8 protein-coding genes are annotated in these 14,547 nt (G+C 50.8%); 3 read left to right on the top strand and 5 right to left on the bottom strand.

The features are described from left to right. Nucleotides 1-30 precede the first annotated feature (30 nt). Nucleotides 31-1,350: a recombinase family protein gene (locus tag ACTS3T_RS08785; RefSeq protein ID WP_377964100.1), complete on the bottom strand. Its 1,320-nt coding sequence runs from the start codon at nucleotides 1,348-1,350 to the stop codon at nucleotides 31-33. Nucleotides 1,351-1,355: 5 nt separating this feature from the next. Next, nucleotides 1,356-1,697, bottom strand: a complete 342-nt coding sequence (locus tag ACTS3T_RS08780) for a hypothetical protein (RefSeq protein ID WP_377964098.1) — start codon at nucleotides 1,695-1,697, stop codon at nucleotides 1,356-1,358. 262 nt (nucleotides 1,698-1,959) lie between these two features. Between ACTS3T_RS08780 and ACTS3T_RS08775 the strand changes: the two genes are divergently transcribed. After that, nucleotides 1,960-2,748 (top strand): lysozyme inhibitor LprI family protein, encoded by a 789-nt coding sequence (locus ACTS3T_RS08775; RefSeq protein WP_462934911.1) that lies wholly within the window; start codon nucleotides 1,960-1,962, stop codon nucleotides 2,746-2,748. On the opposite strand, the gene ACTS3T_RS08770 is transcribed toward ACTS3T_RS08775, so the two are convergent. Further along, entirely contained in the window at nucleotides 2,745-5,117 is a 2,373-nt protein-coding gene (locus ACTS3T_RS08770; RefSeq protein WP_377964251.1) for an NB-ARC domain-containing protein, read from the bottom strand. The genes ACTS3T_RS08775 and ACTS3T_RS08770 overlap by 4 nt on opposite strands. A 181-nt stretch (nucleotides 5,118-5,298) precedes the next feature. Between ACTS3T_RS08770 and ACTS3T_RS08765 the strand changes: the two genes are divergently transcribed. Together ACTS3T_RS08765 and ACTS3T_RS08760 are read left to right on the top strand one after the other, a co-directional pair. Next, on the top strand, nucleotides 5,299-6,288 hold the full coding sequence (locus ACTS3T_RS08765) for a ferritin-like domain-containing protein (protein WP_377964094.1): 990 nt from the start codon (nucleotides 5,299-5,301) through the stop codon (nucleotides 6,286-6,288). A gap of 30 nt (nucleotides 6,289-6,318) precedes the next feature. After that, the gene (locus tag ACTS3T_RS08760; RefSeq protein WP_377964092.1) at nucleotides 6,319-7,086 is read left to right on the top strand and encodes an isoprenyl transferase; all 768 of its coding nucleotides are present in this window, start codon (nucleotides 6,319-6,321) and stop codon (nucleotides 7,084-7,086) included. 6 nt (nucleotides 7,087-7,092) lie between these two features. On the opposite strand, the gene ACTS3T_RS08755 is transcribed toward ACTS3T_RS08760, so the two are convergent. Further along, complete coding sequence (locus tag ACTS3T_RS08755) at nucleotides 7,093-7,959, bottom strand: NAD(P)-dependent oxidoreductase (protein ID WP_377964090.1); 867 nt, start codon at nucleotides 7,957-7,959, stop codon at nucleotides 7,093-7,095. 232 nt (nucleotides 7,960-8,191) lie between these two features. Then, entirely contained in the window at nucleotides 8,192-14,530 is a 6,339-nt protein-coding gene (locus tag ACTS3T_RS08750; RefSeq protein WP_377964088.1) for a response regulator, read from the bottom strand. Between the last annotated feature and the right edge of the window lie 17 nt (nucleotides 14,531-14,547).

Here is a 14,547-nt window from a genome sequence, read left to right as displayed (position 1 = left end):
CTTAAGTAAACTATCAAACCCTGCTGATGCCTAAAAAATGAAATTCAAGCGTAGTGTCCAGTCTGCGTCAGTACGCTCAATTTGAATTTGGCGAATAAATTCGCGCAAGTAAAAGCGCCGCTCAGATTCGGTTAGATCTAGCCAAAATTGCGGAATTGAAACCGTTTGGACAGTTTCGATCAGGTTCACTGGCGGCAACTGGGCTAGCTTTTGCTGAATTTCGGCCATTTCGGTGCGGAGCTTGTAAGCTCTTAAATCAGCCGTTTCAGCATCGAGAATACCCGACTCAACTAAGTCAGGAAGCTGTTGTAAAGCCGCTTGCTTTTGCTGAATTTGCTGGGCAATTTCCCCTTTGATGGCTGCCATTGGCGGCATTTGCAAAGCCGCTACCGCCTGCGGCAACTCAGCACAGATAGCTTGAATTGTGCGCTCTAGAACTTGCTCGTAGGCGATCGCCTTGCATTTGGGTCGCTGCGGGCAAGCGCTGGGAATCAGGTAGAGATAGGCTTGTTCGCGGCGGGGTTTAGTCACGCGTGTTACCTTCATTGATGACTGACAGGCCGAGCAGGTGACCAGCCCTGCCAGCGATCGCGGCGCGCTGGCGGTTCGTGGCGGCAAATGGCGATTACGGCGCAGCAGGCGATCGATTTGCGCGGCTTCTTCTCGCGTAATAATTGCGGGGTGGGTATCGGCTACAACTTGCTGGTTTTGGTAACCTAAGTTGCCCCGATAGACCGGGCTAGTGAGCCAGCGACGCCCCGTAGAAACCGAAATTTTTTTGCCGTATTTTTTCTCTAGATAACGTACCGCTCCCCGCAGTGAACCAAACAGCAAAAATTGCTCCACAAAATCTTTTACCACCGGAGCAGTCGCCCGGTCGAGACTGTAGCGTTCTTTGCCACGACGATAGCCATAGGGCGCTTTGCCCGGTGGTGGGAGGGCTTTGAGCCGATTTTGGGCATGCCCCTGCTGGAGGCGGCGACGACGTTGATAAGTCTGAATTTCGCCCAACAGCGGCATGAGGTTAACGGGTGGGGAAACTGGCTGAGCGCAGCCACTGCAAAAGTCTTGCTGCGTTGCCATTACAGTGATTCCCAGCGCCTCTAGCTGCTGTAGGCGATCGCTGATGAGCGTAATAGAGCTACCCAGTTCTTCTAGCCGCCGAATTAGCACATAGTCAGGCGGAGCTTGGGCGCAGTCGGCCAAAAGCTGTTTGAGTTGTGGTGGAAACTCTGTTGCAGACTGATGAGCAATGTCGCAATAGACTTTATCAACCTCCCAGCCCCATATCGCCGCATTGACAGGCGGATCAAGCAGGGGATCGCTCAAGAGATAGGCATAAACCTTCACGCTGGTTAAAAGGCTCGTTTAAGGGCTTCACGCAGGGTTAAAGCAGATTCATCTTCATTGCTTGCAACCACAAGCATCACGGTGATGGTTTCTAGCGCTTCAACGTTTTCTAAACAAATAAACACGGCTGTAGCGGCTTCGGCCCGACCTGATACGCTGTTGCCATCTACTGCAATACCAACCAACCCCGATTCTGCCAGCGCTGCTTCTGAGCGCACTAGGCACTGAGTAATATCCGTTTCTAGCGATCGCCAGGAATAATAAACGCCAGGTGATTCTGCCTGAACCGGAAGCGCGATCGCGCTCAGTCCCATCATCGTACTGGCAAGGGTGTTGAGTCGGTTCATATAGCTGTTGCCACTAGAGTTGAGATACCTAAATTGCTGAAAGCCTTTAATAGAAAGCCTTTCATTTTACCTGCTGTCTTTAACCTTCTGCTTTTAAGATTAAGGCTTCTTCGCTTTCCAGTGATTCAAGCAATGCTGGGGCAGGCAAACGCCCCCCTGTTAAAGACCAACGCGATGACTTCATTGTTTCATATTTGTAGAAACAGACACTGATCTAAGCTGTCGATCTATGCTGAAACAATAAGCTTCCCTGATTTAGTTTATGGTGCTCCCTTTTTTCCGGCCATCGTGTGGTGTTGTCCTTGGGCTTTTGGTTTTACTGACCGCTAGCTGTGGCTCTCAGACGGTAGCCCCCAACGATCCCTCCACCGCTGGCGGCAATGGCGATCCCACAGTTTCGACGCCTCAAACCAATGAGGAAGTCGAATCGCCTGCTCAATCAGATACTCCGCCACCAGCAGCACCGTCTGCTGAGCAACCGGACACAGCCGTTGCAGACAATCTGCCGACGGCTGGCTTGGCTGGGGTGGACTGCGAAAGCCCTCAAACCCAAACAGAGATGAACCAGTGCGCCAAAGCCTGGTTTGACCAAGAAGACGCGAAGCTCAACCGAGTTTACAACCAGCTTAAACCTAGTCTCAAAGCGAATCAGCAAGCGCAGCTAACAGAAGCAGAACTCGCCTGGATTGAGTTTCGTGATACGAACTGCGACTTTGAAGCGGCGCAGTATGAGGGTGGTTCGTTGCAGCCGACCATCTACTACAGTTGCCTAGCCCAGGTGACGGCAGATCGTACCGCTGAACTGCAAGATCCGGCCTCGACAAATGTGAGCTATGCAACCGCCGATCAACAACTCAATCAGGTTTATCAAGCCCTAAAAAGCGATCTATCAGAATCAGGCAAATCAGCTTTAACCACCGCTCAGCTAGCCTGGTTAGACTACCGCGATAGTAACTGTGCCTACGAAGGCAATACCCAAGATTGTCTGGCTCGATTAACGTTGGCTCGCACTAACCAGCTCGAAGAGCAGGCGGCGATGCGATCGCTCTAAGGGAGTAAGACTTGCTCAATTTTTTTTACTTGGCGTGGGGCTTGAATTTCGCCAAACAGCGCGATCGCTTGATTTAAATAGTGGGTAGCTTGTTGAGTAAAATCGGCTGATAGGTTAGCTTTTGCGAACTGTTGATAGGTTAAGCCAAACTGATAGTAGGCTTCTGCAAGGTCGCACTTAGCGCCAAGTTTAGCTAAGAGGGCGATCGCCTGCTGGTGATAAGCAATAGCGGGTTGCGGTTGCTGAGCGCAGCGATACAGCGCAGCTAACCCACTCAAAGCGTTAGCCTTAATTTGTATATAGTGGCTTTCTTCGGCAAAGACAATTGCTTTTTGGTAAAGCTTTTGAGCCTTGGTGCTCTGGCGTAACAAGCTGTAAGTTTGACCCAAGCGCTGAATGAAATAGGCATAGCGCCCCGGAGAAGCCGTTGCTGCTTCCGAAAGTAAAGCCTGGTACCCTTGCTCGGCGAGTTGTTGAGCCAGTTGAAACTGGCCAAGGTGAGCCTGGGTTAAGGCGAGGCAAACGTAAGCTTTTTCGGCCCAAGCCTGATGTTTACTGCCTTGAGCTAGGGTAATCACCTGAGAAAACTGCTGGGTAGCTTGCTCTAGCTCTCCGAGATCAAGTTGATACAGCCCAATACTGAGCAAAGCATCCACCTCCAGCATACGAAAATAGTAGTGGCGGCGAGCATCATCTGGTTCAGAGCGAAGCTGAGCCAAGTGTTGCCGAGCCAGGTGAATCGTTTGCTCTTGGGCGCGAATGGCTTGATGAATTTGGCCTGTAATCCAAAATACATCGCCCAAAATATTGTGCAGTTCTCCAATCTGCTGCGGATCTTGAATTTTCTCCAGGCTTAGGGTAATCGCTTCAATCACGGGTTGAATTAGCCCCATGCGATACAGGCTACTGGCTAGGGGTAAATATTGCCCCCACTGATTATCGCGGCTTTGCAGCAGGACGGCTGCCGCTGCCTCAAAGTTAGCGATCGCGATGTTGTGGTAATAGGCTTCTAGGGCTTGAAGCGCCGTAGGCAAAGTGGTAATACGCTCGACGCTGGCTGACCAAAATTTGGCGGCTCGCCGATTGGCCAGTTCCCAGTCAGGAGATTGACGCAGGCGGGCGATCGCTTCTGCCCTCACCACCGGATGCAGCCAGTAGTGCCCCGCATGATATTCCACTAATGAACGGTTTCTTAAAGCTGCCATCACTTGCGCGTGTTGAGTTGGGTCAACATCCCACAGCAAAGCGGCTAAGGCGGTACTGGGTACTTGTGCTACAGCCTGATAGCGATAGCAGCCCAAGCGACAGAACAAACGATAAGCGATCGCATCTAGCTGAGCTAGGCGATTTACCTGAGTCATCACCAGATTGCCGAGGGTCGTAACGCCGAGCGGCTGCGATTGATATTCTTGCCAGTAGGCGGCGGCGTCGCCATCAAAATCGGCTCGAATTTCGCCGCAAAGTAGCCCCATGGCTTTGGCGTTGCCACCGTAAGCGCTATGGACTTCTTGCAGCAAGTTTGAGTCAATAAAAATTTGATGCGCACTAAAAAACTGCTGCCAAGCCTCAACCGACAAGCCAGGGAGCCGATAATGTTCAACGGCAAGGGCTGGCTCACAAAGGCGATCGCGACTGGTCATTAGCGTTACGGATTGGACTCGCCAGTCGGCCAAAACCCGCAGCAGTTCTAGGTAGCGCCGCTGGCTGTAAATCAGCTTACCGTGGCTGTCTAAAGCGGGTTCCAAATTGTCGATCAATAGCCCAATTCGCCGGGTTTGCAAATGGCGTTTCAGTCGCCCCAATGTCACGCCAAACTCGCGTCCGGGTTCTTCATTGAGGTCTTGCCGCAACCACTCTTCCACTACTCGCTCGACGGGTAGAATGTCTGGCGGTTCTTTAGCCATCATCAGCTCTAATACCTGGTCAAAGCCTCGCAATTGGAGATAATGCTGGGCTAGCGTAGTTTTGCCAATGCCCCCCTCGCCTTGAATTACAATGACTTTATGCCCTTGGGCTAAGAGCCGATCAATCGCGGCGATCGCCGCCAAGCGCCCGACAAAATTAGGATTTTCCGGTAGCGGTAGCTGCAAGGCTAAAGGCAGACGCTCTACTTCTAGCCGTCGCGCTAGGGCTGCCCGTAAGCTGTTTTTAGCCACGCGTTCGCCTAAAGCTAGCGAAAGCGATCGCCAGAGCTGCGAAGCGACATCTTTGACATGACCTTCAGTGCAACCGTAGCGTAAAGCGATTTCGCCATACCTGTGCCCCCGCCAAGCTTCAGCCAAAATTACCCGCTGCAAATCGTTCAGCGGTTTTCCGGTGGCGGTCAACAGTAATTTTTCTGCAAGCTGTAAGGCTGCCTCTGCCCCCATATGGCCGATGTCTGGCAAAGTTTGCACTCTCTTAGCCTACCTATTGGCACTCATTTCGGCCATGCCGACTTTATCCGACTAAATTGCCGACTTTGCCCGACTGACGCGGCGATCGCGTTTGTTTAGGGTGGTATTGAAGTTTACTAAGCAGCTTCAAGCCCTAGTCATGCTAATAGTGCCAATGAATGATAGCGCCACCTTGTCTCAACCAACCGCCCAGCACCTTGATCAACCCATTGAGGCTAAACTCAATGCCCAGTCGCCTACGCTGTCCCTCCACCAGTCCTTCCAGCAGATTCGGGACTTAGTGCAACAGTATCTCAGAGCAGATATTTTGCGCGATCGCCTAGCCGATCTGCCCCTTCAGTGGCAAACGCCACGTCCGCGTCCGTGGCAAAAAATTCGGTGGACTGAAATTAATCGCGAACAGATTATCGGCCTAGAAGCCGATATTTTTTTGCTTATTCTCAAAGGGGCGATCGAAACCGAAACCCCCATTCGGGGCTATACCCAAGCCAGCCGCCAATACCTAACAAAGCTGCATCCGGCAATGGCTGAATTCGTCGGCGGAACGGTAGACGAAAACGGCCACCTTGTCCGCTTAGGACTTTGGGAACTGGAAGAAAAACGCCACACCCCAGTTCTGACAAAGCTCTACACCCAGCTAGCGGGTCAGCCCCCTGTTTTGAAGCCTCACGTCGCTCGCCCCTATCAGCCGACAGGTGATCCCTATCAAGATCTTTACCGCCACGGCTTGCACCGAGTTGCCACTGAATATGGTGCTACCTGTTTATATCTGTGGCTAATGGTCTATGCCACCGGAGCGCTACGAACCGTTTTGGCAGAACTCTTGATGGATGAAATTAATCACATGACCAAATTTTGGGGTTTTGGTCGCTGGTTGTTTCCAACTGCTTCGCTGCTGTCTCTCGCTCAAATCCTCATGCGGGCATTCTATGAAAAACTGCATAATCCTCATCGCCAGGGAAGTTTATGCCACACGTTACATCGAATGAAAAAAGTGCTGGGCTGGCCGCAGTGGTCATGGCAACATCGTCTGACGTTTCTGTATGCTCTCGGCCAAGTGATGAAGTGCCTATGGCAGTGGAACCAGGGCTTAACTTCAGCCGAATTGCAAAGGCTTTTGGGTCAACCCCTAAACCCAATGTAATCTCTGTCCATCAAAAATTCTTTTCAAACCTTGATTAAAACCATGACTCATCAACTTCCTGACGATCTTGACTTTCGCTGCTTGCCTCATCATGTGGCCGTAATTATGGATGGTAATGGCCGCTGGGCTGAACGTCGCGGTCTGCCTCGAATCATGGGCCATCGTCGCGGCGCTGAGGCTCTAAAAAATCTGCTGCGCTGTTGCAAAGACTGGGGTATTCAGGTTTTGACTGCCTATGCCTTTTCTACCGAAAACTGGCGACGTCCGTTAGAAGAAGTCAATTTTCTCATGGGGCTGTTTGAGCGGCTTTTGCGTAAAGAGCTGGCTGAAATGCAGCAAGAAGGCGTGCGCATTCAGTTTTTAGGTAATCTGGCAGAACTACCGCTGTCGCTTCAGCAAACGATCGCTTGGGCCACCACCGAAACCGCTCACAATCAGGCTGTAACGCTAAATGTGGCAGTAAACTATGGCAGCCGCGACGAAATTGCCCGCGCCTGCCAAGCCTTAGCAGCCCAGGTAGAGCGGGGAGAACTTTCCGCCACCGCTATTGATGAGACGCTGATTAGTCGCACGCTCTACACCCGAGATTGCCCTGACCCCGATTTGCTGATTCGGACCAGTGGTGAACAGCGCTTGAGTAACTATCTGCTGTGGCAGCTCGCCTATGCTGAGATGGTCTTTACCGAAGTCCACTGGCCCGATTTTGATCGGCAAGTTTTCCACCAGGTTCTACGGCAATATCAAAGCCGCGATCGCCGCTTTGGTCAAATTTCCCAAGCTCCGGCTTTGATTGCGTAAGCTGGGTTATTCGTCATCAACGGGGTTAATGACTGCATAAAGAGCCGCATAGTCCTGGTCGGCAAGTCCACTGGCGATCGCAGTTTGGGCTATCTGGCTAACGCTTTCGGTCAAGTCAGCTTTGAGTCCCGCTGACTGAGCTGCCTCAATAAACAAATTCATATCTTTGAGTAAATGCTTGGTCGGAAAATTGGGATCGTCAAAGTTGCGATCCAGCATTCGATCAAGTTTTTTATCAAAAGTCGGTGCGTAGAGGGCGCTTTCTCGCACGATAGCCATAAACTTTTCAGTTTCGATGCCCTCTCGCTGCACCAAAGCCAGACTTTGAGCAAACCCCACTGTTAGAGCGCCAATGAGTTGGTTCATGGCTAGCTTGGTGGCGGCAGCGGCTCCTACTGAGCCTAAGTGCATTGGCTGACCAAAGATTTGCAACAGCGGCGACCATTGGGCAAACTGTTCAGGTGTGCTACCCACCATAACCTGCAAGCTACCAGCTTTGACTTGCGGAATGCTGCCCAGCACAGGCGCTTCTAAATAGGCTCCGCCCACAGCCGTCACCGCTTCTGCGATCGCACGGCTTTGCTCAGGCGCAATTGTGCCCATTTGAATAACGCTGCGATCGCCTAAGCTTGCTTTTACCTCTGGGGTCAGCAGAGTTTGGTGAATAGCAGCGGCATCCGCCAACATCAAAATCAAACAGTCTGAAGCGTGAATAGCTTCTTTAGCCAGCGTGGTGACAGAAATCCCAGCGGCCTCCAAATCTGCAAGTTTGGCAGCGGTACGGTTATAAGCAGTCACTTGATGACCTTTTTGACTAAGTCTAAGGGCCATTGGTTGCCCCATCAATCCTGTCCCGAAGAGGCTGACTTGCACGGCAAATATCCTGTTTTATGTCTGGTTGTATCTTAGGCAGATTAATCAAGTTTGTGGGGCTGCTCTATAGATATAGCTGTAGCCACAAGCGTTGAGACACGTCAATGACTCAACGCCACTGGCAGAAAAGTTTTCCTTTTGTCCTCGCCTTTCTTTAGCGATAAAAGCGCCTCAAACGTTTAAACCGCTAAGGCGCTAAAAGACAAGCATACGTGGCCGCTCAGGCAAGCCGCTAGCTAGAGGCACTCTCGGTTTTACCGCTGGCCAAAATTTCGCCATTGAGCATCCGTTGAGCCGCGTCTAACAGCACTTCTTCTAAATAAGGTTTGGTAAAGTAACCACTAGCGCCGAGGTCAACTGCCATCTGTCGATGTCGATCGGCACCGCGCGAAGTCAACATCGCAATGGGGATCTCACTCAGGCTAGGATCTTTCTGCATCCGCGATAGCAGTTCTAAGCCGTCCATTCGAGGCATCTCAATATCGCAGAATACAAGATCACAGGGTAGCCCCGATCGCAATTTTTCCCATGCTTCCTGACCGTCGCGGGCTTGCTCAACTCGGTAGCCAACCTTGTTAAAGCTCATTGACAATAGCTCACGCACGGTAATCGAATCATCGACAATCAGCACTGTCGGCTCTGTCTTAATCGGTTCTACAGGTACGTCCGCTCTAGCTTCTTCTAATTGCCCCCACAGAGAAGTGTTCGGTTCGCGACGAACCCGTCCCATGGAGAGATCGATCAATTCTAAAACATCGGCAATTGGCATCACGCGGCCATCACCCAGCACCGTAGCACCCGCAATTCCCATCGGTTTAGGAACTGGCCCTTCGAGCTGTTTAATAACGATTTCTTGTTCGCCAATAACCTGATCGACTTGCAGGGCAATGTTGGTGCTAGCGCTACGCAAAATTACAATCGAGATGACCTCATCATCTTGATTACCGCCATAAATACGTCCCCTGCCAAGGGTGCGGTTAAACTGCAGCAAATCAGAAAGGGGTTGAAAAGGTAACAACGTATCGCGCCAGAGAATGCAGGTTTGTCCCTGATCATTTTCTTGAATACGCTCTTTGGGCACGTCAATCATGTCTTCGACGCCATCCATCGGAAAGGCAATACGCGCCTGATTGCTGATACAGGTTAGTGCCTTCGAAATGCTCAGCGTCAGCGGTAGTCGAATCGTAAAGCTAGTTCCTTTACCAATTTCAGAGTCAATTGTAATGTTGCCGCGAATTTGCGCCAGGTAAGTGCGTACTACGTCCATTCCCACACCGCGCCCAGCAAAGTCATCAGCTTGGTCACGAGTGCTAAAGCCGGGGTGGAACAGCAGCTCATACACGTCATGAATGGAAATATTGCGGGCTTCGACTGAGGTAATTAATCCTTTTTGAACGGCTTTCTCTTTGACTAACTCGGCATCAATGCCGCCGCCATCATCAGCAACGTAGATAACGGTTTGGTTACCCTGGTAAAAGGCTCGAACCGTGATCTGACCCTCTCGAGGTTTGCCTTGGGCACCTCTGGCTTCTGGCGGTTCAATGCCGTGGGTAATGGCGTTGTTGACCAGATGGGTCATCGGGTCATAAAGCTGTTCCAAAATCATTTTGTCGATTAGCGTGTCTCGGCCTTCGACAATTAGGCGAGCCTCTTTGCCACACTTGACTGAAATATCGCGTACTGCTCTGGGCAAGCGATCGGCAGTTTGGGCAAAAGGCACCATGCGAGCCTTGTTGAGTCCTTCTTGTAGCTGGGTCGTTACCTGGCGGAACTGGCGTGTCACCTGGTCAGCCGACTCAATTGTGTAGCCGATGTCAGAGGCTGACTCTCGCACCCGGACGATCAGCTCGATCATTTCTTGGGAGAGCGTGTGAAAGCCTGTAAAGCGATCCATCTCTAAAGCATCGAAAGTCGCTCCGGTGGAGTGGCTGGCTTTTTCTTCCGGACGGCGACTACCAGCTATTTGATAACTTTGGCGACTAGAAATCAGAGAGCTTTCTAGGAGCGATCGCTCATAGAGATCCCGCATCCGTTGGCCGACATCATTGAGTTGCTGCACCTGGAACATCAAGTTGTCTAAAAACTGCCGTAGACGTTCTTGGTCTTGTTCTAGGGTGTTGCGGTTGACAACCAGTTCCCCAACTAGGTTGCTCAGGTTATCTAGGTGCTTGACCGAAACCCGCATGGTCTGTTCGCCTAAAATGCTGCTACCGCGTCGAGCCGGACGTCGCGATCGCTGGGGCGCAGACCGTAAACTTGCCGTTGATCCGCCGCCACCTAGGGTCTGGTCAGCTTCCTCTAACAGGCGTTCTAGATCCTCAAATTCATTGCCATTTTCTTCAAAATCGCTACCTGAATCGGTAATTTCTGCTGCCGCAAACGTACTGTTATCGGCTATCTCAGACTCTTCATCCAGCAAGGCTTCTAGGTCAGCAAAGTCAGTATCTGCTTCTGAGTGCTCAGCCAGCGGCACGTTAGCTGTCGTATCAGGCTGATCTTCTGCTGTAGAGTCATCTAAAAGCGCTTCTAAATCGCTGAAATCATCACCTACTTCCGTGGCATCTGCGATCGCCGCTGCTGGCTCTTCGAGCAAAGAATCTAACTCCGCAAAATCAGCCTCATCAGCTTCATTCTCCACACCCTCTAGCTGTGTTTCGAGGGGTTCTGCAGCTACCTCACCTGCCATGCCCAAGTCTGCGTCGGTAGCTGCCGTCAAAGAAATCGAAGTTGCTAAATCGGCTGCATCAAAATCTCCGTCTAGAAAATTCAGCTCATCGTCTGCACCGCTATTTTCATCTAGCTCCGTCACCGCTTGGTCAGACGCTAACAACAGATCTAAATCATCGACGGATGCTTCTGGCTCAACCTGGTTTTGAGCAAACTGAGTTTCAAACGCAGTCAACTCATCATCATTGATTTCAAAGGTAGCGTTCACCTCCGATGGTTCAACCGGATCCTCATCGGCTGAAAAGTCTAAATCATCCAAAGACGCTGCTGTGGCGTTAGCTTCGTCATCTGCATCAGTTAGTTCATCATCCAACATTTCCAGCGAAAAATCAGGGTCGATGACATCTGCTTCATCGGTGGCGACATCAAATGATTCAACCAACAACTCATCCTCGACGGCGGTGGTTGTTTCGTCCGTATCGGCGGCAAATAAGTCGGCAAAATCGCCTGAATCTTCAGCTTCACTGAACAACGATAAGTCGGCATCAGCCGCATCGATACTTTCGCTAAATTCTGCGTCTCCCTCAGGGCTATCCCACAGGTCATCCTCTAAAGCTTCTGCCGCTGATGGCTCAGCCGGAGACACCTCCTCAGCTTCTAGATCAAAAGGTTCATCTAGCAAACCGTCTAAGTCTGTTGCGGTTGATTCAGATTCGTCTAAATCTTCTAAATTCAAGTCAGCAAAGGCTGCCCCTTCTGGGTCTGTGGCATTGTCTTCTAGCGTCTCTAAGGAATCGTCTAGCAGGCTGTCAAACTCAGATGCCGTTTCTTCCGGGTTGGGCCACTCTGCTAGCTCGTCAGATGAATCTGCCAACAGCGCTTCCAAAGAGTCTGCGCTGTCTGTAGAGCTATCTTCTGAGCTAATTTCGTCTAGATTGAAGTCATCTTCTAGATTGGTGGTGTCTAGATCAAAGTCAGCTTCTAAATCATCAGTAGCTGCTTCATCCGCTTCAGCAAAAAGGCTATCAAATGCTTCTGTGTTGATCTCTTCAGAAGCTGCCGCTGCTGTAGCGATGGGTTCTGCCGAGGCGATCGCCGCTAACTCTAAATCATCCTCTTCTAAAGTCAGGAAATCTTCGCTTGCCTCAGAGGAGAGACTATTGGCAAAAAGCCCATCTAGCTCCTCATCGGTCTGCTCTTCATCGGCTACAGCCAATTCGGAGAAATCATCTATCCCTGCTGCGGCTGTCTCTGAAAGTTCCTCAAAGCTTGTCTCATCAATTGCTTGTGAACTTTCGGGTTGATCGAACAACCCAGAGAAATCTTCGTCGCTGTCACCAACCTGAATTTCAGTGTTATCCGCCTCTTCTTCGTCAAAGATAGAAGAAAAATCTTCTTCAGTAGCTTCTAGCTCCAGCAAACTGGAGTCATCTGCCTCAGCCCCATTTAGCCCTTCGCTAGTGTCGGCAAAAGAAAAGTCGGCAGTACTCTCGTCTGCTGATGGCTCGGTTGATTTGCCAATATCGTCGAAGTCTAGGCTGAATTCGTCTACCGCTGCCAAATCTGAAGTGTCTAAAGTTTCGACGTTATCTAGCTCAAACGTTAAATCACTATCGCTGCCTGCGGTATCGGGAGACAACGATTCGGCAGGGTCTGAAACCTCTTCAAACAGCAGATCTTCGAAACTTTCTAAGGAGGTCTCTCCCGCAGCGCTGAGTTCTGGTTCTGGGGTGTCAAAGCTGTCGAGGTCGAAGTTAAGCTCAGCGGCTTCATCCGCGCTCTCTAGCGGGGTAGACTCGGCTGAAAATGGCCAATCAGGTGTCTCTAACTCTAAGTTTTCGGTTTCTGCTGCCGCCGTGAAAAGATCTGCGGTTAAATCCAGGGAAGCTTCTTCATCAGCCATATCTTCTGGCAGTAAAGAATCTAGCATTTCATTGCTGGTATCAGCTTCCAAGTCGAGGTCTATCCCTGAAGCTGCCTGAGTCTCAGCAACCCAAGGATCACTAATTTCTTCAGGCTCGAAAGTTAGCGAAGCAACAGCAGCATCCTCAAAATTGGAGTCAGAAAGATTCACGTCATCTGACCACAAATCACTTTCTAAATCAGCGTCTAACTCAGACAAACGAGTCGTTTCAGGCTCTAAAGAACCATCTACTGCTGGCTCGTCGCTAAAAAGAGCCTCTGGTTCTCCCTCAGCAGTTGTGCTATCGGGTAGGCTGTCGGCTGCACTTGCCTCTGCCATAGCAAAGACATCGTCGAAATCTTGGGTAGCAACTGGGTCTGAAGCGCTTGCTGCTGGTGGCAAGCCAACGGCAGCATCTCCTTCAAATTCGTTAAAAAAGTCATCTAGCTCATCTAGCCCTTCGCTCATTCCCACTGGCGTCTTTGAACTTGGTGCGGCTGTCTCTAACAGCGTTAGATCGGCTTCAGCTTCTGGTGCAGCACTTTCACTTGCAGCCGACTCGCCATCAAACATGTCTAATAAATCAGACATATCTGCTTCAGGTTCACCAGCGTGAGTGACCGCATCTGGAGCTTCTAGATCAGAGGTATCCTCCCCAAACAGCTCACCGAGATCGTCTGTAGCTGACAACATCTGTTGATCTTCGTCAGCAGCCCCTTCGGTTAACAAATCAGAAAAATCATTAGAGATATCAACGTCTAGGGCATCCGGGTTTTCTAGCAAAATGTCTTCGGCGACTTCCTCTTGCCAGGTGGTATCAAGCGCCTCCATATCGCCTTCAAACAGATCGGCCAAGCTATTCAACTCAGCCGTCCCGACTTCTGGGCCGTTGTGGGTGGTGGTGGGGTGTAAGGGGGGTTCAGTCGCTCCTGCAGCTATCAAATCATCGGTAGTGAGATCAGCCGCATCGTCTAAACCCGCTAAATCGCCATTTAGCGATGAATCATCAGCGGCTAAAAAGTCGGCTGAATCAGCATTATCAATGCCGAGATCAAGACTGTCTACGGGTTCGGCTGCATCTTCAAACAAATCGCCTAGATCAGCATCGACTGCTACCTCGTCATCATCTAGGAGGTCTTCTAGCGCCGCAGACTCGTCTAACAGTAGGCTGTCTTCAGGCAGCATCTGCTGTAACGTTTCAGACACGCTCACTTCAGCAGCACGACCTGACAAGATGAGATCTTGGCCTTGCTTGAGATCTTTGATCACAACAGGGGCTAAAGCACGATAGGTATTGTCTGTACAGGCGATCGCGGCTTTAGCCGTTTTAGCCAAATCACACCAGCTAGCCAGGTCAAATTGCTCCCCAACTCCGTTAAGCGAATCGCACACTTCTTGCAACTGCTGCCGGGTAGCGGGTGAATCATTTTGCTTAAAGAGACTCAGCATCTCTCGCAGATGACTGGGAACATCGCTCTTAAAGACCAGTTTTAAGGCACTTTGCTCTGCATGATTGGCAACGACTGAGGGTTGTCTCACAGCAGGCTGAACAGCGGCAGCAGCAGGGGCAGCTGCATTTTCTTGCACCAAGCTATTCAAGTGCGCGTCTAACTGACCAAAAACAGGCTCTACATTCGTCATGATCTCTTGAGCCTTGTCTTCGGTCAGACCAAAGGGGCCTTGGAGCTGCTCTAAAAGCTCTTGCAAGGCATCAAAAACCTGTAGGCACATGGTTTCCAAGGCCCGATCAACGCGAACTGGCGACTCTTTGAGGATTTTGAAGTAGTCTTCCAAACGATGGGAGGCTCGTTGCATGCTCTCAATTCCGAGCATCGCAGCTCCCCCTTTAACAGAGTGAGCTGCCCGAAAGACTTCGTTAGCCATTTCAGGGTCTTCAATCGTCGCCTGAAGATTCAGCAAGCCTTGCTCAATCGTATTGAGGTGGTCTTTAGCCTCCTCAATAAAGTAGCCCATAATTCGCTGTTGTTGTTCTGGCAACATCGCGGTTTCCCCCTAAG

The sequence above is a fragment of the Almyronema sp. genome, assembly GCF_052168255.1.
GTDB classification, from domain to species: domain Bacteria; phylum Cyanobacteriota; class Cyanobacteriia; order Phormidesmidales; family Phormidesmidaceae; genus Sphaerothrix; species Sphaerothrix epifaneia.
The sequence above is the reverse complement of the archived record's forward strand: the minus strand, read 5'-3'. Positions and strand labels throughout refer to the sequence as shown.